The following is a 21765-nucleotide window of genomic DNA, read 5'->3' as shown; positions in this document are numbered from 1 at the left end:
CGCTGACCTCCCGCGACAGACAGGACACACCCATGGACCTCTTCGACCTCTCCGGCAAGACCGCCCTGGTCACCGGTGGCACCCGGGGCATCGGGATGATGATGGCGCGCGGCCTGCTCCAGGCCGGTGCCCGCGTCTACATCAGCTCACGGAAAGCCGACGCCTGCGAAGCCGCGGCGAAGGATCTGCAAGAGTACGGTGCCGTCGAGGCGATCCCGGCCGACCTCTCGACCGAGGACGAATGCCTGCGCCTGGCCGCCGAACTCCGCTCGCGGACATCGGAGTTGCACATCCTCATCAACAACGCCGGCGCGACTTGGGGCGCGCCGATCGAGGAGTTCCCGGCGTCCGCCTGGGACAAAGTCGTCGACCTGAACCTGAAGTCGCCGTTCTTCCTCACCCGCGCCTGCCTGGACCTGCTGGAGGCGGCGGCCACCGACGAGGACCCGGCGCGCGTCGTCAACGTCGGCAGCATCGACGGGCTGCATGTCAGCGGTCTGCCGACGTACTCCTACGCGGCCAGCAAGGCCGGGCTGCACCATCTGACCCGGGTCCTGGCCCGCGAACTCGGTCCCCGCGGCATCACCGTCAACGCCGTCGCGCCCGGGCCCTTCGAGTCCAAGATGATGGCCGCCACCCTGGACGCCTTCGGCGAGGCGATCGCCGCCTCGGCTCCGCTGCGCCGCATCGGCCGCCCGGACGACATGGCCGGCGTCGCGGTCTACCTCAGTTCTCGCGCCGGGGCGTACGTCACCGGTGCCGTCATCCCGGTCGACGGCGGTATCGGCACCACCGTCTGATGGCCAGGCTCACCGCGGAGGAGCGCCGCAAACAGCTCATCGGCATCGGGCTGCGCCAACTCACCGAGCGTCCCATCCACGAGCTGTCGCTGGACGAGATCGGCGCCGAGGCCGGCATCTCACGCGGGCTGTTGTTCCACTACTTCCCGAGCAAGCGGGACTACTACACGGCTGTGGTGCAGGCGGCCGCGAACCGCCTGGTCAGGCAGACCGAGCCGGATCCGGCGGCGCCGCCGGCCGAACAGCTCGCGCAGACGCTGGAGGCGTACCTCGCCTTCGTCGAGCGGCGGCGCGTGCCGTATCTGGCGCTGTTCCGCGGTGCGGCTGGCGGAGCCGACTACGTGATCGACATCTACGAGCGGACCCGGGCGGTCTTCGTCGACCGCGCGCGCCGGACACTCGGCGATCCCGGCGATCCCCGCGATCCGCGAGTGGATCTGCTGCTGCACGGCTGGTTCGGGTTCGTCGAGGACACCGTGCTGGCCTGGACTGCTACGCCGAGTATTCCTCGCGAAGAGCTACTGGACATCCTGCGCGACTCGTTGCCGGCCCTCATTGGCGGACTGGCGTCCGTGGATCCGTCATAAGGACAGAAACGAAGTCGGCCACGAAGTTTGTGCAATGCTCGGGCGCGCCGCAGCCCTCCCTTCTATGACAGCACGACAGCGAGTCTGCGGCAGCGAAGGAAGCGAGGATGACGGAAGCGAACCGGGCACCGGACGCCAGGACGGTCGAAGCGGCCCGCGCCGGCGACGGCCGGGCCCTGGATGTGCTGATCGGCGCGTATCTGCCGCTGGTCTACAACGTGGTCGGGCGGGCGCTGCGGCGCTCCGTCGAGGTGGACGACGTGGTCCAGGAGGTCATGTTCCAAGCCGTGCGCGACCTGCCGCAGTTGCGCGATCCCGAGGCCTTCCGCTCCTGGCTGGTGGCCATCGCGATGCGCGAGGTGCGCCGCCACGACAGCCGGCGGCGGTCGGTGCCGGATGCCGCACAGTACGAAGCCGACGCGCTGGCCGATCCCGGGGCCGACTTCGTCGACCTGACCATAGCCTCGCTGGGCCTGAGCGAGCAGCGGCTGGAAGTGGCGCGGGCCACGCGCTGGCTGGACGCCGAAGACCGGCAGCTGCTGTCCCTGTGGTGGCTGGAGACCGCCGGGCATCTGACGCGGTCCGAGCTGGCGGCCGCGATGGACGTCAGCCCGGCGAAGGCCGCCGTGCTCGTGCACCGCACCAAGGCGCGGCTGGAGACGGCGCGCTCGGTGGTGCGTGCGCTGGCGGCCACGCCGCGCTGCCCGGAGTTGGCCGGGGTTTGCGCGCGCTGGGACGGCCGGCCCGAGGGGCTGTGGCGCAAGCGCATCGCGCGTCATGTGCGCGAGTGTCCGTCCTGTGGCGTGCTTCAACAGGATCTGGTTCCCGCCGAGTTCCTGTTGGCGGGCTTGGCGTTGGTGCCGGTCGCAGTGGGACTGCGCGTGGTGGTGACGGCGCTGACGATGAAGGGTGTGGGCTCCGGCTCGGCTGCTCTCGGGCGGCGCGCCGCGAACCGTAGCGTGCGTCAGGCGGCCGGGCGGGGCCATCGCATGGTCCACTGGACCGCCTTGTCCGGCGCGGGCAAGGCGACCGTCGCAGGATTCGTGGCGCTCGCCGTGGTGGCCGGGGGAGTGGGCATCCGGTACGCGAGTGCTTCCCCGGCGCGAGCCGCGGACAGCATCGGCCCGAACACTCCCACGGCTCCGCCGACGCCGGGTTCGTCCGCATCGTCGAGCCCTGGCGCGAGCTCGCCGGCGTCCCAGCCCACCACGACGCCCAAGCCGACGCAGCCGAGCTCGATCCCTTCCTCCGCCTCGGCTTCCTCGACGATCGTCAACACCGCGCTCCCGGTGCGCGCGGCCTTCTACTACCCCTGGTATCCCGAGAACTTCGCCGACAATGGCAGCCACTACACCCCCTCGGCCGGCGACTACAGCGTGGACCAGGTGTCGACCGTCGACCGGCAGATCCGGGACATGCAGTACGGCGGGCTCCAGTCCGGGATCATCTCGTGGTGGGGCCAGGGGCGGCGCGAGGACAAGCGGACGCCGCTGCTGATGGCCGAGGCGGCGAAGCTCGGCTTCTCCTGGTCGGCGTACTACGAGCAGGAGGCCTACGGCGATCCCTCGTCCGCCCAGATCGCCGACGACCTGGTCTATCTGCGCAAGTACTCCGACCAGAAGGCGTGGCTGCACATCAACGGCCTGCCGGTGATCTTCGTCTACGCCGACGGCTCGGACGGCTGCGGCATGGCCGCGCGCTGGGCCGAGGCGAACCGCACCGCGCACTACTACGTGGTCCTCAAAGTCTTCGGCGGCTACCGCCAGTGCGCCGACCAGCCTCAGGGCTGGCACCAGTACGTGGACGACCTCGACGTCCAGAACGGATATTCGGCCGTGACCTCACCCGGGTTCTGGAAGTACGACACGCAGACCCCGGCTGTTCCGCGCGATCCGGCGCGCTTCAAGCAGGACGTCACCACCGTCGCCCGCTCCGGCGCGCCGTTCCAGCTGATCATCTCGTACAACGAGTGGGGTGAGGGCACCGCCGCCGAATCGGCCACCGCCTGGGCCAGTCCCAGCGGCCACGGGGTCTACATGGACATCCTGCATCAGGTGTTCGGTCAGTACCCGCGGTGAGCTGGAGCAGAATGCCGGGGCCTGGGCGTATCTGTGCCGTCTCCGTTATGCGTTGGAGTACACGCGGCCCGGTGTGATCAACACGGCGGTGCGGCGTTCTTCGGCCATGACGCGGTCGTAGGTCGGCCAGTCGTCGTGCGTTCCGCCGGCCGCCGTGAAGATCGCGCGCAGGAGCAGGCGGAGTCCCTCGCCGTCGATGCCGGCGTAGGGGTCGTCCGGTCCGATGAGCTCGACCGTCCCGTCGACACTGGCCCAGTCCCAGCCCGTGCGAGCGGTGAGCGTGGCCTGCGGCCGGGCCCGCAGGTGGGTCAGCTTCCTGCTGCCGCCGATCGCCACGAACGCGGCGACGTCGCGGCCATGCGTGGGATGGCTGAGCACGCCGGCGTTGACCAAGGAGGAGTGGATCGTGCCGTCGGGCCGCAGGGTGGAGGCTACGCACAGTCCGTGGTCTCCGGCGGCTACTCGGGCGAAGTCTGCGAGTTCTGTCACGTCTGAACCCTAACTTGCTTGTGAATTACTTTGTTCCGGCCTGCCCCGAGAAAGAGAATGCGATGATTTCCAAGAAACGTACGAAGCGATTCCCGATAATGCTTCCGGCCGCCGTCATCGGCGCCCTGGTCGTGAGGGCAGCCCCGCCGGCTGGGTGACCAGCCACGAGGTGGACGACGCCGGCGCGGCGAGCACCATACCGGCCTGGTGGGATCCCACTGACGAGCCGGCGTACCTGAGCCACGTCACGAACACGGTCAAGCACGTCGCCGGCGCGGCCGGATACGGCGGGAGCATCCTGGAGGTGCCGTCGGGTACTCCCGCGCCCTCAGGGTGCTGAAAGGCAACACCCCCAGCGCCATGCGGCCCGCTTCCTTACCGAGTGGTGAACTGTACGGACTGCACAGGGCATGTCGCCCGTCGGCGTGTTTGGCTGGGCTCATGACGGACACAGACGGTTGGCGGTTCGACGGGCTTCGGGCGCTGTTCATCAACTGCACCCTCAAGAAGTCGCCGGAGGCCAGCAACACGCAGGGGCTGGTCGACGTCAGTCGGGCCATCATGGACAAGCACGGTGTGCGGTCATCGGTACTGCGGGCCGTCGATCACGACATCGCCACCGGAGTGTGGCCGGACATGACCGAACACGGCTGGGCCACCGATGCCTGGCCCGGCATCCACGAGCAGGTGATGGCCGCCGACATCCTGGTGCTGGCCGGGCCGATCTGGCTGGGCGACAACAGCTCGGTGATGAAACGCGTCATCGAACGGCTGTACGCGAACTCCAGCGTTGTGAACTCGGCCGGGCAGTACGCCTACTACGGCCGGGTCGGAGGCTGCCTGATCACCGGCAACGAGGACGGCGTGAAGCACTGCGCGATGAACATCCTCTACAGCCTGCAGCATCTGGGCTACACGATCCCGCCGCAGGCCGACGCCGGCTGGATCGGCGAGGCCGGGCCCGGGCCGTCGTATCTGGACCCGGGTTCCGGCGGTCCGGACAACGACTTCACCAACCGGAACACGACCTTCATGACCTGGAACCTGATGCACCTGGCGAAGCTGTTGAAGGAGGCCGGCGGGATCCCGGCGCACGGCAACCAGCGCTCGGAGTGGGATGCCGGGTGCCGGTTCGACTTCGAGAATCCCGAGTACCGGTGAGCGCTTCGCAGTACCGGTGAGCGCTTCGCAGTACCGGTGAACGCTTCGCGCTGAGGTCGGGCCGGCTGCGGGTCGCCCACATGGCGCAGTCGCGGCCGTGCCGACGAACAGCAGGTCGGTAACCGGTCGATCACCGGAACGACCGGCGCGGGCCTGGCCGCCGACCCGCGGGTCCGCTCGCGCGATCAGCGCGGTGCGGTTGGGGGCATGGCGCTCGCGGCGTCAGCGTCCTGAACGGCCAGTGCGGGCACGACGGCCGCGACCGCGAGCGCCGCGGCGACGAGGAACGCGGCGTGGTAGGCAGTCAGGTTCGGTACCGCGCCGTGGGCGGTGTGCCGGGTGGTGCCGACGGCGGTGAAGACGGTGGCGAGCACGGCGATGCCCGCGGCGCTGCCGAGCTGGCGGGTCATGGAGAACAGCGACGAGGCGTGGCCGGTGTCCGCCGGGGAGATGGTCGCGAAGGTGGCCGCCTGGGTGGAGACGACGACCTGTCCCATGGCCAGTCCCATGCCGAGCATCAGCAGCCGCATCCACCCCAGGTCGGCGCGCGAGTCGACGGTCGCCATCAGCGCGACGCCCGCCGCCATGCCCGTCAGGCCGAGGACTATGAGACGGCGGGGGCCCAGGCGGCGGTAGAGGACGCGGGAACCCAGTTGGGCGCCGGCCATGACCCCGAAGGCTTCGGGCAGGGTGTTGAGTCCGGATTGCAGCGCACTGAGTCCCAGGCCGAGCTGGAAGAACAGCGGAACGACGAACAGCGCGCCGAGGAACGCCGCCGTGGCGACCGCCATCGCGGTGCTCGTGGAGCGGAACAGGCGGTTGCCCAGCAGGCGCAGCCGCAGCAGCGGAGCGTCGGAGCGCAACTCGATGCGTACCAGTAGCACCAGGACCACTGCGCCCGCGGCGATGCTGCCGAAGATCCGAGGCCGGCCCCAGCCGATGCCCGGTCCCTGGCTGATCCCGTACATCACGGCGGCGAACCCCGCACCGGACAGCACGAAACCGGCCAGGTCGAAGCGTCCGGGGCGGGCCTGGCGTTGTTCGTCGAGGAAGATCGCGCCGAAGGCGATCGCGGCCAGGCCGATGAACAGGTTGATGAAGAAGACCCAGCGCCAGGACAGGTCCGTCACCAGCGCGCCGCCGAGGACCGGGCCGAGCGCGGGCGCCACCGCCGTGGGGATGGTGAGGATGGAGGATGCCCGCAGCCGCTCGTGCGGCGGGAACGCGCGGTAGAGCATGGCCATGCCGACCGGGGTCATCATGCCGCTGCCCGCTCCTTGCAGCACTCGGAAGGCGACGAGTTCGCCGAGGCTCCCGGCCAGGCCGCAGAGCACTGAGGCGGCGGTGAACACGCCGATCGCGAGCAACAGGACCCGCTTGGTCCCGAACCGGTCTCCCAGCCAGCCGGCGGCGGGGATGAACACCGCCAGGCTGACCAGGTATCCGGTGGCGACCGCGTCCAACGAGGCCTCGGTGACCCGGAACTGGCGGCCGATGGCGGGCAGGGCCACGTTGACGATGGTGATGTCCATGATGTTCATGAACATCGCCGCCACGAACACGACGCTGACCACCGCCGTCTGGCTCAGCCGCCGGGAGCGGGGCGCCGCTGTGAAGGACGCGATCGGGGAGAGTTCTTCAATCATCGGTGGGCTCCTGAGCGGGGGAAGGAACAGAGAACAGGGCCGTCGAAGGTGCCGCCGGGTCCGGGACGGGGATCTCGTCGAGCTGGAGGTCGCCGTGGTGCAGGCTCGTGGCGAGGAAGTCCTGGGTGGCGGTCATGGAGGTCAGAGCTCGATTCGGATGCCGGGTTCGACGACCCGAACGGTGGTGTCGGGGGCCAGCTCGCGGGTCGCGTCCCGGTAGTGCAGTGGGTCCTTGTCGCTGCTGGTGATCAGCCGGTCGCCGAGGAAGCCCTTGGTGAAGGCGTAGTGGTGCGGCACGGCCAGCTCGGGCTTGAGGATCGCCGTCAGTTCGGCGGCCTCGGCGGCGGTCATGACGACCTGCATGTTGTTCGCGGGCCGGACGTGCAGGCCGTTGGTGGGCAGCAGAGCCAGATTGACGTGCCCGAGCCGCTTCGGGATCTCGGCGAGTTCGGGGATGAGCATGGTGTCGCCGGCGAAGTACACCGCGTCGGAGCCGGCGCGCAGGACGAAGGTGACCTCGTGGATCCCGTGCTTGCCGGGCGTCGCGGTGATCGTGACGCCCCCGACCTCGGCCTGCTCCCAGGGACGCAGGGCGGTGACGTCGGTGAAGCCGTGCTTGCGGGCCAGGGGCACGACGGTCTCGGCGACGAACAGCGGGACCGAGCGGTCGCGGTAGGCGGCGAAGGCGTCGAGGTCGCAGTGGTCGTAGTGCTCGTGGCTGATCAGCACGCCGTCGAGCCGGGGCAGGTCGGGGATGCCGATGGCGATCGGCTCGCCCTGGTAGTAGCCGGGCTTGGTGGTGAACCAAGGGTCTGTCAGGAACGTCCGGCCGCCGATCTCTATCAGGTGGCAGCTGTGCGTGATGCGGGTGACCGCGGTCTTGGGCATGGTCGGTTTCCTTAGCGGGCGAAGGCGGAGAAGTCGGTGTCGGCGCTGTCCCAGATCGCCCGGACGACCTGGTCGGGGGTTTCCATCTGCGGCTGGTGGCCGGTGGCCGGCAGCACCTGGAATTGCGCCAGCGGAATCGCCGCGGCGTAGGCGCGTCCGTAGTCGAGGTCGACGATCCCGTCGCTGTCGCCCCACAGCACGAGGGTCGGGATCTCCAGCGTCCCGAGACGCGCGACGAGCGTGGGGTCGGTCATGGCCGAGCCCGCGTAGGCGGCGATGGCGGCCCGGTTGCCGGCGGCGATCGCCTGCGCGGCCGGAGGCAGGGCCGCGGGGTCGACGCGGAAGGGTGCGGGGTCGTGGAAGCTGCGGGTGAAGACCTCGTCCATGGTCAGCGCGAAGAAGTCGGCGACCGGGTGACCGGGCACCTCGATGCCCACCGCGTCGATCAGCACGATGCCGCTGACGCGCGGCGACTTCAGCAGCGCGATCTCCGCGGCGATCCAGCCGCCGATCGAGTTGCCGATCACGGTGACGTCGGCCAGGTCCATCTGGTCGAGCAGGCCCTGGTGGAGCGCGGCCAGCCCGGCGACCGAGTGCAGGGCTTCGGGGCGTGTGGTGCCGCCGAACCCCGGGTGCGTCGGGACGAGTACCCGCACCTGGTGCTCGGCGGCGAACTTCTCGGCGAAGCCGGTCACGGACTGCGGCCCGGCGCCGCCGTGCAGCAGCAGGAACGGCTGGCCGGTCGCGGAGCCGTAGTCGGCGACGGTCGTCTCGACCGCGCCGATCCCGGCCAGGTCAACGGTGTGAGTAGTGGTGATCATGATGGGTTTCTCCGTGTTCTCGGGATGCTGATCGGAGTTGTATCTCGTAATGAGAGTCAACTCTTACGAGAGTAGGCGTGCCGCGGCGTACGTGCAAGCGGACTCTCACGAGTGCGAAGATTTTTCTGAACGGTTAGTCGAATTCACTTTTCAACTAACCGTTCAGAAAATATGGTGGAGGGCATGGCTCCCTACGACGCCCAAGCCACCCGTCTCAGGCTGCTGGAGGCCGCTTATCGGGAGTTCGCCCGGTTCGGCTTCGCAGGCGCGCGGGTCGACCGGATCGGGGAGGCGGCCGAGTCGAACAAGTCGCAGATCTACCACTACTTCGGCGGCAAGTCCCAGCTCTTCGACGCCGCTCTGGAGCGGGCGATCGGCGAGATGGAAGCCGAGGTCCCGTTCGATCCGACGGACCTGCCCGGCTACGCCGCCCGCCTGGTCCGGCTGCACGAACGCCGGCCCGAGATCATGCGCCTGTGCACCTGGCAGCGCCTGGAGCGCACCGACGACGAGCTCAACCCGGCTGGCATGGCCTATGCCCGTAGTCAGATCGACGCCATCGCCCGCACCCAGAAGAACGGCGACCTGCCGGCGCACCTGCACCCGGGCTTCCTGCTCGGATTCGTGCTGCACCTGGCCACCGGCTGGGTCTCGGTCAGCCCCGAGTACGAGGCGGCCATCGACGTCCCGGACTCCGAGAAGCGCGCCCGCCATGTCGAGAACGCCGTCCGCGCCCTGCTTACCGCGCCGGCTCCGGCGTGAGCACGACGGTGCCGGAGCTCAGAACCCGGACAGTCGGTTCAGCCCGGACAGCCGGTTCAGCCCGGACAGTCGGTTCAGCCCAGGGCGCCGGTCTGGCGCAGCAGCGTCACCGCGTCGGCGACCGCCCAGTGCTCGGCCCACTTCCCGTCCCGGTAGCGGACCAGGTCCATCACCCGGAACTCGACCCGGTTGCCCGACGGGGGGATGCCGAACCACCCTCCGGTGTGCCTGCCGCGCCTTTCTCCGTGGGTTCGTGGCCCGGACTGGGGGTCTGAACTGCAGCGTAGGAGGACCGGAAGAGCACGCGAGTGAACGCCGACGCCGTCCCGGCAGAACATCAGCGCCAGACGTGCGCCTGAGCGGCAGACCCGAAGGAGAGTGCGGCTATGAGCGCTACCGAAGCCGAAGCCGAAGCCGAAGCCGAAGCCGAAGCCGAAGCCGAAGCCGACGGCGTGTCACGCGCCTTCGCCGCGTTCCGACGCGGCTGGGAGAAGGAGTTCGGCGACGGTGTCCCGCTGCCGACGTTCAGCCAGGCGACGATCAGGGACTTCCGGGTGCGGAGCCGGGCCACCAGGGTCCACGACGTCGCGATCACCGACCTGCACGGCGCGTCGGTGATCCGGACCGACGGTCCGGTGAACGGGATCGAAGACGTGGTGCGGCTCTACGTCGTCAAGCGCGGCGCGTGGACCCTCGGCGGGCCGCACGATCGCAGCGAGCGCACCGTGTCGGCCGGGCAGTTCCTCCTCAAGCTGGTCGGGCGGTCCTCGCACTTCGAGACGACAGCGGACACCACGGCGAAGGTCCTCGTGCTGCCCGCCACCACCCTCAAACCGCTGCTCGGCGGGCGAGCCCTGACCGGCCCGGCGGACTCGGCCGAAATGCGGCTGCTCATCGCGCACACGAACATGGTCCACAGCACGATGCCCGACCTCGCCCCGGCCGGCGTGCAGGCGGCCCACAGCACCCTGATCGAACTGGCCAAAGCGGTGGCCAGGCGCCGGTTCGACGACGCCGAACCGCTGCTGGCCCCGGCCCTGGCGCAGGCGGCCAAGGATATCGTCGAGCGCCGGCTCGCCGATCCCGATCTGTCCGCCGCGGTACTGGCGCGGGAGCTCAACGTCTCCGTGCGCACGCTGCAACGCGCGTTCACCGCGGCGGGGGAGACGGTGATCTCCTATATCCGCCAGCGACGGCTGGAGGAAGCCCGGCTCGCGCTGAGCAGGCCCGGCGGATCGCTGAGCGTCACGGAACTCGCGGCGCACTGGCAGTTCGCCGACAGCAGCCACTTCATCCGCACCTTCAAGAAGCAGTACGGCCGCACACCCACGGAGTACGCCCGCTCGGTCGGCGTGCAGTGAGCCGCCCTTGGCGCCGACGTTCTGTTCGGATGGCGCTGCGGTTCAATCGCCGTGCGTCGCAGCCTTCTTAGGCTTCCGTGACAGGGACAGCCCCTGACGCGCAAGGAGTTGAAGATCTGATGGCTGAAGACGAATTCACCGGCAAAGTGGTCATCGTCACCGGCGGGGGATCGGGCATCGGCGCGGCCACCGCTCACCGCTTCGCCGCGGCGGGCGCCACCGTGGTGATCGTCGGCCGCACGAAGGCGAAGCTGGACGCGGTGGTGTCCGAGGCGCCGGCCGGCTCGACGGTGATCGCCCGGGTCGGCGACGTGTCGCAGGAGCGCGAGATCACCGGGCTGGTGGACGCCGTGGCGCGGGAGCACGGCAGGCTGGACACCCTGGTCAACAACGCCGCGATCGTCGAACCGCTGGGCAGCGTCGCCGACCTCGACGCCACCGGCTGGCGCCGTGTCATGGCCACGGACCTGGACGGAGTCTTCTTCACGTCCAAGGCCGCGCTTCCGTACCTGCGCGCAGTCAGCGGCAGCATCGTCAACGTCGGCTCGGCGTCCGGGCTCGGTGGGGACTGGGGCCTGGCCGCCTATGACGCGGCCAAGGGCGCGGTGACCAACCTGACCAACGCGATGGCGCTCGACCACGGTGCGGACGGCGTGCGGGTGAACGCCGTCCATCCCAGCATGATCTCCACGGACATGACCGCGGGATTCCTGCAGAGCGACGACATCGTCGGTGCCGCGCTCAACCGGGTGCCGATGCGGCGCTTCGGTCAGCCCGCCGAGACGGCCTCGGTCATCACGTTCCTCGCCGGCTCGGCGGCCAGCTTCGTGAACGGCGCCCACATCCGCGTGGACGGCGGCCTCGGCGCCTCCAACGGCAACCCGCACATCGCATGAGGCAACGGCCGCTCGCCAATGCGGCGATCGACGGCCACCGCGCAGTAAGGTCTCGATCATGACTGCCTCGTGGTCCCCGGACGAGCTGCGCCTCATCAACACGGCCCGAGAACTGGAGATCGCTGTCAGGCGTCCGGACGGCAGCCTGCGGCGCCGGGTGCCGATCTGGGTCGTGTGCACCGGCGGGCAGGTGTACGTGCGGACCTGGTACCGACGGGACACCGGCTGGTTCGGGGAGGCCCTGCGCTCGCGCCGGGCCCGGATCCGCGTGCCGGGTCTGGAAGCCGACGTCGCCATCGAAGACCTCGGCGGCACCTCGTCCCAGGTGACCACCGACGTCGACGCCGCCTACCGCGCCAAATACGGCCATGGCGGCGCCGGTTCGATGGTGACGGCCGAGGCCGCGGCGACCACACTGCGGCTCGACCACGAGTAACGCGGCCGGGATCCCCAACCCGATGCCTTGACTGGCGGCGGTGCCGCCGTGCCGTTCCACGGATCGTTCGGTTTCGCCGATCGGTGCGCTCGGAAACTCGCGATTGTTCCCCGCCCCGGGCCGGCGGGAAGCTCGAGTCGTCACGACGCACCCGAGGAGAAGGCCCGATGACCATCGCTGTAACCGTGGGAGCCGCCGTCGTCGACGAGGTTTCGAAACGTGATCCGGACCAGGTCCGCGGCGGCAGCCGGACCTGGTCGGTGTGCGGCCGGAACTTCGTTGTGGCGGTCACCGAGCTCGAACCAGGTGATCGCCTCACCGAGCACGACCTGCCCGACGAATACGTGCTGCTCGTCCAGGGCGACGCGGTGGTGAGTGTGGAGCACGACGGTCGGGCACCGGTGTCCGTGTCCGAAGCCGCATTCGTCGTCGTACCGGCCGGCACGAGCACCGTGCACACGACGGCGCCGACCACCGTGGTGCGGGTCTTCACCGCCCGCTGCGAGGAGCAGATGAGGCGGGCCGTCAACCACGCCGCCGGGGCCGACCCGCGGACCACGCCGTTGCCGGCGCTCGCCGAGACGGGCAATGACAGCGTTCGGATACGTCGTCTGCGCGACGCACCCGACGAACAGGGCCGCCTGGGCCGGATCTTCCGGACGAGGTCGCTGATGGTGAACTGGTTTCCCGTGCAGGAGGGACCGCGCGACACCGAACGGCTCTCGCCGCATTCGCACGAGGACTTCGAGCAGATGTCGGTGACCCTGGTCGGGAGGTACGCCCATCACCTGCGGGTCCCGTGGACTCCTCGGATGAGCCAGTGGCGCGCCGACGAGCACGTCGAGGTCGGCAGCCCCTCGATGACGTTGATCCCGCCGACCGTGGTGCACACCACCCGGGCCGTGGGCCCGGGCCCGCACACGCTCATCGACGTCTTCGCCCCGCCGCGCGAGGACTTCCTGGCCAACGGCTGGGTGCTCAACGCCGGCGAGTACCAGGCGGGCCGGCCGTGACCGGCGATTCGTTCCCCCGGCTCGGGGCCTGGGTCAAGCTCCCCGCGCCGGAGAGCGTCGAACTGCTCGCGCTCGCCGGGTTCGACTTCGTCGTGATCGACGCCGAGCACGCGGCGATCGACGTCCGGACGATGTCGACCATGATCGGGCTGGCCCGCGGCTGCGGGGTCGCGCCGTTCGTCCGGGTGGCTGGCACCGCCCCGCGGGACGTCCAGGTCCCGCTCGACGCCGGTGCCGCAGGCCTGTTCGTCCCGCAGGTCGACGACGTCACCCGGGCGCGCGACGCCGTGCGCGCGACCCGGTTCCCACCGCTCGGAGGCCGCGGGGCCAGCACCTCCGGACGGGCCGGCCGCTGGGGCCTGGAAGCCCTCGGAGACTACCTGCGGACCGGCAACGATGAGGTCCGTCTGGTGGTCCAGACCGAGAGCGTCGCAGCGCTGGCGGCGATCGCCGGGATCGGTCGGGTCGCCGGCGTCGACGCGGTCTTCATCGGCCCGACCGATCTCGCGGTCTCCAGCCGGCTGCCCGACGGCGACGGCACGCTGGCCGGACTCGTCGCAGCGGCCGAACGAACCTGCGCCGACCACCACATCACCGTGGGGACCACGGCCTCGGGCAACGCGTCGGAACTGCTGGACCGTCGCGGGTACGACTTCCTCGTCCTCGGCGCCGACACCGCGATGCTGCGCCAGGGCGGACAGGATGCGGTGCGCGCGGCGCGCGCCTCGACGGCGGGGACCGGCCGATGACCGCCGACGCCCGCGGCTTCGACGCCGTCGACAACCGGGCCCTGGCCCTTCTGCACGTCGAGCTGTCGATGCTGGTGACGGCACTGTGGTTCGAGATCGACCACGGTGACGGTTCGGCGGCCTCGAACTTCTTCACCGCCGACGCCGAGCTGACGTTCTCGCGCCGGGCCTTCCGCGGCACCGAAGAGATCGACGGTGTGTATCGCGACCGAGCCGCACGGGGGCCGCGGGTCTCGCGGCATCTGATGTCCAACCTGCATGTTCTGCGGCACGACACCGATCGTGTCGAGGCCGTCTCCGCCCTTGTGCTCCACGCGCAAGACGGCGAGCCGCCTGTTCCGACGACCGTCCCGGTCCTGGTCGCCGACGTGTTCGACAGCTTCGTGCGGATCGGCGGGCCGGACGCGCAGAACTACCGCTGGCTCATTGCCGCACGGCGGATCGACAACCGCTTCCTCACGCCGGGCGACGTCCTGGCCGTCCCCACAGAATAAGGATGCTGATGTCTCACCAGCGACACCCGGGAGACCTCCCCCTGCCGACCGCTCCGGGCGAGCTGCCCATCGTCGACTCCCATCTGTTCGACGACCTGCTCCCCACCGAGGCGGCCTTCGAGCTGACCGCCGGCTTGCGCCGGCACCGTGAGCCCTTCGTCGGCGTCACCGAGGATGGCACGCCGCGCACCGGCCTGTACCGTCTCGACGGCGCGGGGACGTCCCCGGACTCCGCCGTCATGGCGGCCAGGGCCTACCTCGACGGCCTGGCGCCCCACCAGAGGGCTGTCGCTGCCCTGCCGATGGACGCGCCGGAGTGGCGGCTGTGGACGAACGCGATCCCGACCTGGCACCCGAAGGGAATGCGGCTGGAGCGGCTCGAGGCCCGCGACCGCGATCGCGCGCTCGCCGTCATCCAGGCAAGCCTGAGCCCGGCCGGCTATGCCCAGGTGCGAGCGGCGATGGCGCTCAACGCGAACCTGGGCGAGCTCATCGACGACTACCGGGACACCCTCACCGAGTTCGCCTACTGGTTCACCGTCTTCGGGACTCCCTCGGGGGACTCCCCGTGGGGATGGCAGCTGATGGGGCACCACGTGGATCTGCACTGTGTCTTCGTCGGCGGGCAGGTGGTTCTGGCTCCGGTGTTCCTCGGCGCCGAGCCGACGACCGGGACGGGACGGTTCGAGGGCGTCCAGGCCTTCGGCGACGAGACCGAGGTCGCCTTGGCAGTGCGCCGAAGCCTGGATCCCGATCGGGAGGGCGAGTTCCTGATGGGGTCCTCGCTGCGTGCGCGGGACCTACCACCCGAACTCGCCGGTCCGTGGAATGGACGGCATCTGGCCGGGGCGGGAAGCGACAACCTCATCCTGCCGCCCGAGGGGATCGTCGCGGCGAGCCTGTCGCCGGACCAGCGTGACGGCCTGGTGGAGCTGATCCGGGTCTACCTCGACCGCCTCCCGGGAACCCAGGCCGAGCGCACCCTGGCGCTGGTCCGCGAGCACTTCGACGAGACGCGGTTCGCCTGGCGCGGCGGCCACGACGACGAATGCGCCTTCTACTACCGGATCCACTCGCCCGTGCTGCTGGTCGAGTACGACAACCACCCGGGTGTCTTCCTCACCAATCCCGAGCCCGCCCGCTTCCACGTCCACACCATCGTGCGGGCGCCCAACGGCAACGACTACGGACGTGATCTGCTCGCTCAGCACTACCGCCTGCACCACGGCGGTCACGAGGCCGATTGACCCATCAGCATATTGACGTACGGGAACGACCCCGCGGTGGTGGACACCGCGGGGTCGGTTCATGCGGGGGTTGCGAAACCGGCGCCGTGGACCGGCGCCGGCGCCGGCGAAGAGCGTCCTCACACCATCGCGGACACCGTGCCCCGGATGCCGAACAGCGACTTGCCGTAGATCTCGGCGGCCACTTCGGGGTTGAGGACCGCGTGCCGGCTCGCGGCTTCGATGTCGCGCCAGACGCGCTGCAGGGGGTTGGACTCGCCGAAGCTCGAAGCCCCCTGGGCGGAGCACACGATGCGGACCGCCTCGCGCGCGTGGACCGCGGCCGTTCCCGCGTCCATCCGCATCCGCGCCCGGGCATCGTAGTCGGGGAAGACGCCGGCCCGCGCGCCCTCGTCGATATCGGCTGCCGCGCGGTAGGCGTGCAGTTGGGCGGTGTCGGCGTGCGACGCGGCGTTCGCGGCGGCGAGCTGGATGGTGGGTGCCTCGGCCTGGGAGGCGTAGCCGGTCAGGGTCAATCCGCGCTGCGGGGCCCGCTCGATCAGCAGATCGACGGCGGCCGCGGCCAACCCGAGCTGCGGTCCGGTCAACACCAGTGCGGTGACCGGCACGAAGGGCGCCCGGTAGAGCGCCTCGCCGGTGAAGGGAGTGGCGTATCGGCCCTCGACCGCGTCGGGGATGGAGTGGAAGCGGTGCGCGGGCACGAACAGGTCTTCGCCGACGAGTGTGTTCGACGCTGTCCCGCGCATGCCGGTGACGAACCAGGTGTCCTCGACGGCCAACTCCGCCATCGGTGCGAGCACGATGCCGACGGCGTCCGGCGTCCCCTCGGCGTCCGGCCGGGTGACTCCGAGCACTGCCCAGTCGGCGTGCGTACACCCCGAGGCGGGGGCCCAGCGCCCGCTCACCCGATACCCGCCCTTGACCACGCGCGCGGTCCCCGAGGGGGTCACGACGCCCGCGACTCGTGCGTGCGGTGTGTCGGCCCAGACGTCGTCCTGAGCCTGGGCGGGGAAGAGCCCGACGAACCACGCGTTGGCGTTGAGAAGCGAGGTCAGCCAGGCGGTGGAGCCGCAGGCGCGGCCGACTTCGCGGCCGACCTCCAGCAGGGTGCGGAAGTCGGTCTGCAGGCCGCCGTAACGGGCCGGCTGCATCAGCGACAGCAGGCTGGCCTCGGCCAGGGCGTCGATGTTCTTCGCGGGCACCCCGCGGTCGCGGTCGGTCACGTCGGCGTTGTCGGCGAGCACCGGTCGCAGCGTGGCGGCCCGCTCGACGAGGTCGGCCCGGAGCTCGCGCGCGGCGTCGGTGATGGGGGGAACGTCCAGGGAGATGCTCATCGTGGTCACTCCAGTCTCAGGGTACTTGCGGGGTGCCGGTCAGCTCGCGACGGCGAGCCGGGAATGCGTGCCGAAGACGCGGCGGGCGTAGATCAGCGGCGCCGCGGGGGTCGGCTCGGCCTCCTCGATGCACACCACGAGCAGGATGTGGTCGCCGCCGTCCACATGGCGCTCGACCCGGCCCGCCGTCCAGCCGGCGGACTCGGGCAGGTAGGGCAATCCGGCACGGACGGTCCAGGCGACCCCGTCGAACTTCCCGCCCGGGCTCCTGGGCGGACGGGCGAACGTCGAGGCCAGCTCCTGCTGATGCGCGCCGAGGATGTTCACGCCCACACGGGAGCCCGGCTGAAGGTGGGCCAGCAGACCCGAGGAGCGGTCCAGGGCGAAGCTCGCCAGCGGAGGGTCGACGGACAGCGAGGCGAAGCTCGACACCGTGCTGCCGTACGGCCGGCCTTCGGGGGTCATCGCCGTCACCACGGTGACCGGCGCGCACACCCCGCTCATCAGCTCGACGAATGTCTCTCGGTCGATCATCGTGCGCCTCCCGGTGTGCTCGAGTCCGTGTGTCGGATCCGCGGCCTTCGGCGCCGCCGCGTCCCATGTCACGAAGTAAACTCAAGCTCCCGTCCCGGCCGCTTGGTCCGCGGGCTCAGGATCCGGGCCCGCCGTTGGTCTGCCGGATCGGCCGATGCCGTGACCGGCGCGTCGGCCTACCGATCGGCGTCGCGGGGCACCGGCAGAAGGACCGCGTCGCCCAGCTCCTCGGCGAGGATCAGGGCACTGTGAAGGGTGAAGCGCCGGTCGTCGAGGTCGTACCCCAGCACCTCCTGGGCTCGCTTCACCCGGTAGGTCACGGTCCCTCTGGCCACGTGCAGGCGCTGGGCGACGTCCAGCAGGCTGCGCTCGGCGTCGAGGTAGTGGTACAGCGTGGTCCGCAGCGCCTCCATCGGCGCGGTTCGGGCCGCGAGCCCGCCGAGTTCGCGGCGCACGAAGTCACCGGCCGCGTCCAGATCGGTGGCCAGCAGCGCGACGGCGGCGACGTCGGCGTAGGCGGTCGCGGGCCGCGGAGCCCGCCCGGCCTGGCGCCGCAGCCGCTCGACCCGCTCCGCGCGCTCAGCCTCGCGGTGCGCGCGGCGGAAACCCGCGACACCGGATCCCGGGGTCCCGAAGGCCGCCTGCATCCGCTGCCGGGACAGGGTCTGCGCGATGCTGGCCCACGAAGCGCTCCGATCCGTGCCGTCCCGGGGCACCGTGCCCCACGCCCACAACCGCCCCGACGCCACCGGCACGACAAGCGTCGTGGTGGCGCCCCGGGCGCGGAGCACCTCGATCGCCGCAGCCTGCAATCTGGAGCCGGTGTTCGGCGAATCCGACCACACCACGACTGCTTCGTGGGTGCGCCGTAGGTCGTAGCCGAGGACGCGCGATGCCTCGTCCACGTCTGTCGTAGCGTCGTCGTTCAGCAGGGAACGCACGATGTCGGCCCGTGCCGCGGCGGCGCTGGTGCTCCACACCTCGTGCTCGGCGAGGTAGGCGCGGATCATCTCTTCGGAGAGGCCGTCGACGTAGGAGAACAGCTCGCGCGAGACCGCGGTGACCTCGTCGACCGCGGCTTCCGGGGCCACCAGTTCGGCGCAGGCACGCAGGAACGCTTCGGTCGTCGCCGCGTGCCCGATCCGGACGCCGCGCAACACCATTCCGAGCGGTACGGCCCGGTGAACGAACTCGCGGATGCCCTCCAGGGTCGCCTCATCGGCGGGCGCGGTGGCGCCCGGGCCCTCCACCAGCGCGAACAGCGCCCGCAGGGTGGTCGCCTCGTTGCCTCGGCGGAGCATCGCGACCCCGGCGGGACTCCCGCCGAGGACCGGCACCTCGGCGACGATCCGCCGCACGACCGCGGAATTCAGCTCGATCGCCCAGCGCACCGGACCCGGCCCGAGGCGTGCGACGGCGTCGTCGATGATCGCGCGCGGGCATGCCGCCTGGTCCAGACCCGCCTCGTCGCGCGGACCCAGCCGCGCGATCCAGGACTGTCGCGGTCGCGGCGTCGGTTCACCGATCTCGGTCACACCGCCTCCCTGGCGTCGGCCGCGGTCGGCGGCCGTGGCAGCTGTGAGACTATGATCGGCCCAACCCGAAGGGCTGATCAACGACGCGTCACCGAAGCCTGCGTTCACCGGAGCCGAACGATGGGTGAGGGAGCGGGCTCGACAGGGCGACGGGAGGACGGCCGTGAACCTGCGTCAGATGGAGTGCTTCCTCGCGGTCGCGGACGAACTGCACTTCCGGCGGGCCGCCGACCGTCTGCGCCTGGCCCCGCCGACCGTCAGCGAGGCCGTCGCGGGCCTCGAACGCAGCCTCGGCAGCCGACTCGTCGAGCGGACGAGCCGGCGGGTGCGGCTGACGCCGTTCGGCGCCGAGTTCGCCGCCGCTATCCGGCCGCCCATCGAGGCGCTGTACCAAGCGCACCGGACCGCCCGGCTGCGCTCGGCGCACCACCGCGACCTCGTCGTCGCCCACACCCCGGAGCTGGGCCGGCTGATCCTGCCGGGACTGGTCGACGCCTGGCCCGCCGCCACGGCCGACGACGGGGCCGGGGACGGTGCCGGTGATGGCGCCGGCGACCAGATCCGCGCCCGGTGGCGCCCGGTGCCGATGCACACCCCCGAGCAACTCGCGGCCGTGGCGGACGGCGAGGTGGACGTCGGCCTGTGCTGGTCGGTCCCCGCACAACCCGGCATCACCAGCACCGTGCTCGGCGAGTTCCCCCTGGTCGCCGTCCTACAGGCGTCGGACCCGCTGGCGAGCCGCGGCGAAGTGGCCCTCGCCGACCTGCGCACCCGCCGGATCCTGATCACCCCCCGCGCCGACAACCCCTACCTCGACAGCCGGCTGCAGGCGGACATCACCCGCGCCGGCATCCCCCACACCCACGTCGAGGAGGTGGGCCGCTACGACGAACTGGCCGTCCACGTGGCCACGCGCGGCCACGTGGGCGTCCACCCCGGCCCGATCGCGCTGACCAACACGCTGCCCACCGTCGTGTTCCGTCCCATCGCCGACGCCTCCGACCGCGTCCGGATCTGCGCGATCAGCCACGCCGAGGCCCGCACCGGTTCCATCGCGGCGCTGGTCGCGACCTTGCGGTCGATCGTCGGCGCGCTGGACATCGGCAACAAGATCACTTGATCCTCGGCGAACCGCTCCGAGTGCTGATCAGGACCAGGGACCCTGGACCAGAGGCCCCGGCCTCAGTACGAACCGGTGGTCGCGATGAGCGTGTGCGGGTCGTCCCCGACGTGGCCGCAGCCGACGGCGTAGCTGGTGACGTTCTCGTCGTTTTGTGGTTGACCGCCCGGTCGTCCTGGCGATGACGCGATCAATCAGTGGTGCGCTGAGGGCTTTCAGAACCTCGCGCATTAAAACGTTCTTGGAGTCTGGCGGCACCGGAGCTGTGTAAGCGCATCCCTGAGGAGGTCTCTCGTGGTTGAAGACAGCGCGTCCCGCCAGGTCACGGCACAAGCACAAGGGCCGCGGACGCTGCATCCGTTGGCGGTCCCTTCGAGACGGTGGGTCTGGGTGGTGGTCCTGATCGGCTGGCTCGCGATGATCGGGTGGAGCCCTGAGCAGATCCTCGCGGTGCTGCTCGCCATCGTTCCCGGCGTCGTCGGGACGGACGCCGCGAAATGAAGAAGACTGATGTCATGGATGCGGTCGTCTGCTTCGAAGACTTCTATTCCGCAGTACACGACAGCCAGGTCGCACAGGTCACCTGGCTGCTGAACGGCGACCGCGCGGATGCCGAGGACATCGTCCAGCAGTCGATGATGGAGTTGTACTTGGCGTGGCCGAACGTGACCAAGCACTACGGCTGGCTGCAGACGGCGTGCGAGCGCAAGGTGTGGAAGCGCTGGAACAGCCGGGGCCGGATCCCGCTTCCGTTGGAGGAGGCCGTCCGCCTGCCCGGAGCGGAGCCCGATCCGGCTGATCGTGCGGCGTTGGGTGACGACGTGCGCGCGGCCGCCCAGGTCCTGTCTCGTGAGGAGATGGCGCTCTTCCAGCGGATCGCCGACGGGTACACGCTGGCCCAGATCGCCGACGTGTACTCGCTGACCGTCCCGCAGATCCGCACCGCTATCAAGAAGGCACGCTGCCGGTTCGCGGCCGCGCCGGCCGGCCCTCTGGAGTCGGAGGAGGAGGTGCTGGAGTACTGCCGCAGCAGGCTGGAACACCTGCCGCCACAGCAGGAGGAGGTCATGACGTGGGCGCTCTACGGGGTGAAGCCCGACGTGATCGCTTCATGGATGGGGATCAGCGCCAACGGGGCGCGGGTCAATCTGCATCACGCCAAAACGGCGTTGGCGCACATGCCGGGAGCGCCTTCGGGGCCGTTCATCAGTGAGTTGATCCGCACGATGCGACAGCGGTTCGCTCTGGACCGTTCCCCGTCCCAACTCCTGCGCGCGGCGGCTGCGGGAGAGCAGGAGGCCTGGAACCACATCGTCGACGACTACTGTCGCCTTGTCTGGTCGATCCCCCGTGGGCTCGGTCTGACCATCGCCGAGGCGGCGGACGTGAGCCAGACCGTCTGGCTTCGGCTGGTGGAGAACCTCGACACCGTTAAGGATGCGGACCGGCTCGCCGAATGGCTGGCGGCTCTGGCCCGACGCGAATCGCTGAGGGTGCTGCGGGCCCAGGGCCGGGTTCCGCGCGAACCGGCTGTGTCCGAGGCCGGGGACGCGTTGGCCGGCTCGCCGTCGCCGACGCCTACGCCGACGCGCGAGGAGAGCAGCAGTCTGTGGGCGGCGTTCAACGCCTTGCCCGCAAAGAGTCGCGACCTGCTCCGCGCTGTCGCGGTGACACCGTCGGACAACTACGCGGCGGTCGCCCGCGCGGTCGGCATGCCCGTCAGCGCTGTCGGGCCGGCCCGCAGCCAAGCTCTGCGACAGCTGAAGGCGAACCTCGCGGCGATGGAAGGTCCCCGGTGAGTGGTCGGCTCCACC

General features: G+C 70.4%; 24 protein-coding genes and 1 pseudogene. 16 read left to right on the top strand and 9 right to left on the bottom strand.

Going from position 1 to position 21765, the window contains the following annotated elements; translation table 11 throughout:
- Positions 1–32: 32 nt before the first annotated feature.
- The 3 genes and pseudogenes from ABH926_RS21365 to ABH926_RS21355 all read left to right on the top strand — a co-directional run.
- Positions 33–800 carry an SDR family oxidoreductase gene (locus ABH926_RS21365; protein WP_370367464.1) on the top strand — a complete coding sequence of 256 codons (768 nt, stop codon included), beginning with the start codon at positions 33–35 and terminating at the stop codon, positions 798–800.
- Complete coding sequence (locus tag ABH926_RS21360) at positions 800–1387, top strand: TetR/AcrR family transcriptional regulator (RefSeq protein WP_370367463.1); 588 nt, start codon at positions 800–802, stop codon at positions 1385–1387. The genes ABH926_RS21365 and ABH926_RS21360 overlap by 1 nt, the downstream gene beginning before the upstream one ends.
- A gap of 107 nt (positions 1388–1494) precedes the next feature.
- Positions 1495–2037, top strand: a pseudogene (locus tag ABH926_RS21355) (RNA polymerase sigma factor); the annotation flags it as partial.
- A 1473-nt stretch (positions 2038–3510) separates the two neighbouring features.
- Here ABH926_RS21355 and ABH926_RS21350 read toward each other — a convergent pair.
- Positions 3511–3954, bottom strand: coding sequence for a pyridoxamine 5'-phosphate oxidase family protein (locus ABH926_RS21350; protein ID WP_370367462.1), 444 nt, complete (start codon positions 3952–3954; stop codon positions 3511–3513).
- A 154-nt stretch (positions 3955–4108) separates the two neighbouring features.
- Between ABH926_RS21350 and ABH926_RS21345 the strand changes: the two genes are divergently transcribed.
- Positions 4109–4294 carry a hypothetical protein gene (locus ABH926_RS21345; RefSeq protein ID WP_370367461.1) on the top strand — a complete coding sequence of 62 codons (186 nt, stop codon included), beginning with the start codon at positions 4109–4111 and terminating at the stop codon, positions 4292–4294.
- A gap of 101 nt (positions 4295–4395) precedes the next feature.
- Positions 4396–5115 (top strand): flavodoxin family protein, encoded by a 720-nt coding sequence (locus ABH926_RS21340; RefSeq protein ID WP_370367460.1) that lies wholly within the window; start codon positions 4396–4398, stop codon positions 5113–5115.
- A gap of 185 nt (positions 5116–5300) precedes the next feature.
- Here ABH926_RS21340 and ABH926_RS21335 read toward each other — a convergent pair whose 3' ends face one another.
- Genes ABH926_RS21335 through ABH926_RS21320 form a run of 4 tightly spaced genes read right to left on the bottom strand, consistent with a single transcriptional unit; the run spans position 5301 to position 8470 of the window.
- Positions 5301–6761, bottom strand: a complete 1461-nt coding sequence (locus tag ABH926_RS21335; protein WP_370367459.1) for a DHA2 family efflux MFS transporter permease subunit — start codon at positions 6759–6761, stop codon at positions 5301–5303.
- A complete protein-coding gene (locus ABH926_RS21330; RefSeq protein ID WP_370367458.1) occupies positions 6754–6897 on the bottom strand; it encodes a hypothetical protein in 144 nt (47 codons plus the stop codon). The genes ABH926_RS21335 and ABH926_RS21330 overlap by 8 nt, the downstream gene beginning before the upstream one ends.
- Before the next feature lie 5 nt (positions 6898–6902).
- Positions 6903–7649 (bottom strand): MBL fold metallo-hydrolase, encoded by a 747-nt coding sequence (locus tag ABH926_RS21325; protein ID WP_370367457.1) that lies wholly within the window; start codon positions 7647–7649, stop codon positions 6903–6905.
- Between the two features lie 11 nt (positions 7650–7660).
- Complete coding sequence (locus tag ABH926_RS21320) at positions 7661–8470, bottom strand: alpha/beta fold hydrolase (RefSeq protein WP_370367456.1); 810 nt, start codon at positions 8468–8470, stop codon at positions 7661–7663.
- 183 nt (positions 8471–8653) lie between these two features.
- Between ABH926_RS21320 and ABH926_RS21315 the strand changes: the two genes are divergently transcribed.
- Positions 8654–9232, top strand: a complete 579-nt coding sequence (locus ABH926_RS21315; protein ID WP_370367455.1) for a TetR family transcriptional regulator — start codon at positions 8654–8656, stop codon at positions 9230–9232.
- A gap of 74 nt (positions 9233–9306) precedes the next feature.
- Here ABH926_RS21315 and ABH926_RS21310 read toward each other — a convergent pair whose 3' ends face one another.
- Positions 9307–9570 (bottom strand): ester cyclase, encoded by a 264-nt coding sequence (locus tag ABH926_RS21310; RefSeq protein ID WP_370367454.1) that lies wholly within the window; start codon positions 9568–9570, stop codon positions 9307–9309.
- 48 nt (positions 9571–9618) lie between these two features.
- Here ABH926_RS21310 and ABH926_RS21305 point away from each other — a divergent pair, with 48 nt between their 5' ends.
- The 7 genes from ABH926_RS21305 (at position 9619) to ABH926_RS21275 (ending at position 15428) form a co-directional block, all read left to right on the top strand.
- On the top strand, positions 9619–10593 hold the full coding sequence (locus tag ABH926_RS21305) for a helix-turn-helix transcriptional regulator (protein ID WP_370367453.1): 975 nt from the start codon (positions 9619–9621) through the stop codon (positions 10591–10593).
- 119 nt (positions 10594–10712) lie between these two features.
- Positions 10713–11489, top strand: coding sequence for an SDR family NAD(P)-dependent oxidoreductase (locus ABH926_RS21300; RefSeq protein ID WP_370367452.1), 777 nt, complete (start codon positions 10713–10715; stop codon positions 11487–11489).
- Between the two features lie 58 nt (positions 11490–11547).
- On the top strand, positions 11548–11925 hold the full coding sequence (locus ABH926_RS21295) for a DUF2255 family protein (protein WP_370367451.1): 378 nt from the start codon (positions 11548–11550) through the stop codon (positions 11923–11925).
- A 167-nt stretch (positions 11926–12092) separates the two neighbouring features.
- Entirely contained in the window at positions 12093–12938 is an 846-nt protein-coding gene (locus ABH926_RS21290) for a hypothetical protein (RefSeq protein WP_370367450.1), read from the top strand.
- Entirely contained in the window at positions 12935–13687 is a 753-nt protein-coding gene (locus tag ABH926_RS21285; protein ID WP_370367449.1) for an HpcH/HpaI aldolase/citrate lyase family protein, read from the top strand. The genes ABH926_RS21290 and ABH926_RS21285 overlap by 4 nt, the downstream gene beginning before the upstream one ends.
- Positions 13684–14181: a nuclear transport factor 2 family protein gene (locus ABH926_RS21280; RefSeq protein ID WP_370367448.1), complete on the top strand. Its 498-nt coding sequence runs from the start codon at positions 13684–13686 to the stop codon at positions 14179–14181. The genes ABH926_RS21285 and ABH926_RS21280 overlap by 4 nt, the downstream gene beginning before the upstream one ends.
- An 8-nt stretch (positions 14182–14189) precedes the next feature.
- Positions 14190–15428: a DUF3500 domain-containing protein gene (locus ABH926_RS21275; protein WP_370367447.1), complete on the top strand. Its 1239-nt coding sequence runs from the start codon at positions 14190–14192 to the stop codon at positions 15426–15428.
- Between the two features lie 119 nt (positions 15429–15547).
- On the opposite strand, the gene ABH926_RS21270 is transcribed toward ABH926_RS21275, so the two are convergent.
- From ABH926_RS21270 to ABH926_RS21260, 3 genes are all read right to left on the bottom strand, one after another.
- On the bottom strand, positions 15548–16762 hold the full coding sequence (locus tag ABH926_RS21270) for an acyl-CoA dehydrogenase family protein (protein ID WP_370367446.1): 1215 nt from the start codon (positions 16760–16762) through the stop codon (positions 15548–15550).
- 39 nt (positions 16763–16801) lie between these two features.
- Complete coding sequence (locus tag ABH926_RS21265) at positions 16802–17296, bottom strand: flavin reductase family protein (RefSeq protein ID WP_370367445.1); 495 nt, start codon at positions 17294–17296, stop codon at positions 16802–16804.
- A 176-nt stretch (positions 17297–17472) separates the two neighbouring features.
- Entirely contained in the window at positions 17473–18831 is a 1359-nt protein-coding gene (locus ABH926_RS21260) for a PucR family transcriptional regulator (RefSeq protein ID WP_370367444.1), read from the bottom strand.
- 163 nt (positions 18832–18994) lie between these two features.
- Here ABH926_RS21260 and ABH926_RS21255 point away from each other — a divergent pair, with 163 nt between their 5' ends.
- The 3 genes from ABH926_RS21255 to ABH926_RS21245 all read left to right on the top strand — a co-directional run bounded on the left by ABH926_RS21255 (position 18995) and on the right by ABH926_RS21245 (position 21750).
- Positions 18995–19951: a LysR family transcriptional regulator gene (locus ABH926_RS21255; protein WP_370367443.1), complete on the top strand. Its 957-nt coding sequence runs from the start codon at positions 18995–18997 to the stop codon at positions 19949–19951.
- Positions 19952–20245: 294 nt separating this feature from the next.
- Complete coding sequence (locus tag ABH926_RS21250) at positions 20246–20452, top strand: hypothetical protein (RefSeq protein WP_370367442.1); 207 nt, start codon at positions 20246–20248, stop codon at positions 20450–20452.
- On the top strand, positions 20449–21750 hold the full coding sequence (locus ABH926_RS21245) for a sigma-70 family RNA polymerase sigma factor (RefSeq protein ID WP_370367441.1): 1302 nt from the start codon (positions 20449–20451) through the stop codon (positions 21748–21750). The genes ABH926_RS21250 and ABH926_RS21245 overlap by 4 nt, the downstream gene beginning before the upstream one ends.
- Positions 21751–21765 lie beyond the last annotated feature (15 nt).

The sequence above is a fragment of the Catenulispora sp. GP43 genome (assembly GCF_041260665.1).
Lineage (GTDB): Bacteria > Actinomycetota > Actinomycetes > Streptomycetales > Catenulisporaceae > Catenulispora.
Note: the sequence above shows the minus strand (reverse complement) of the source record. Positions and strands in the feature narration are given on the sequence as shown.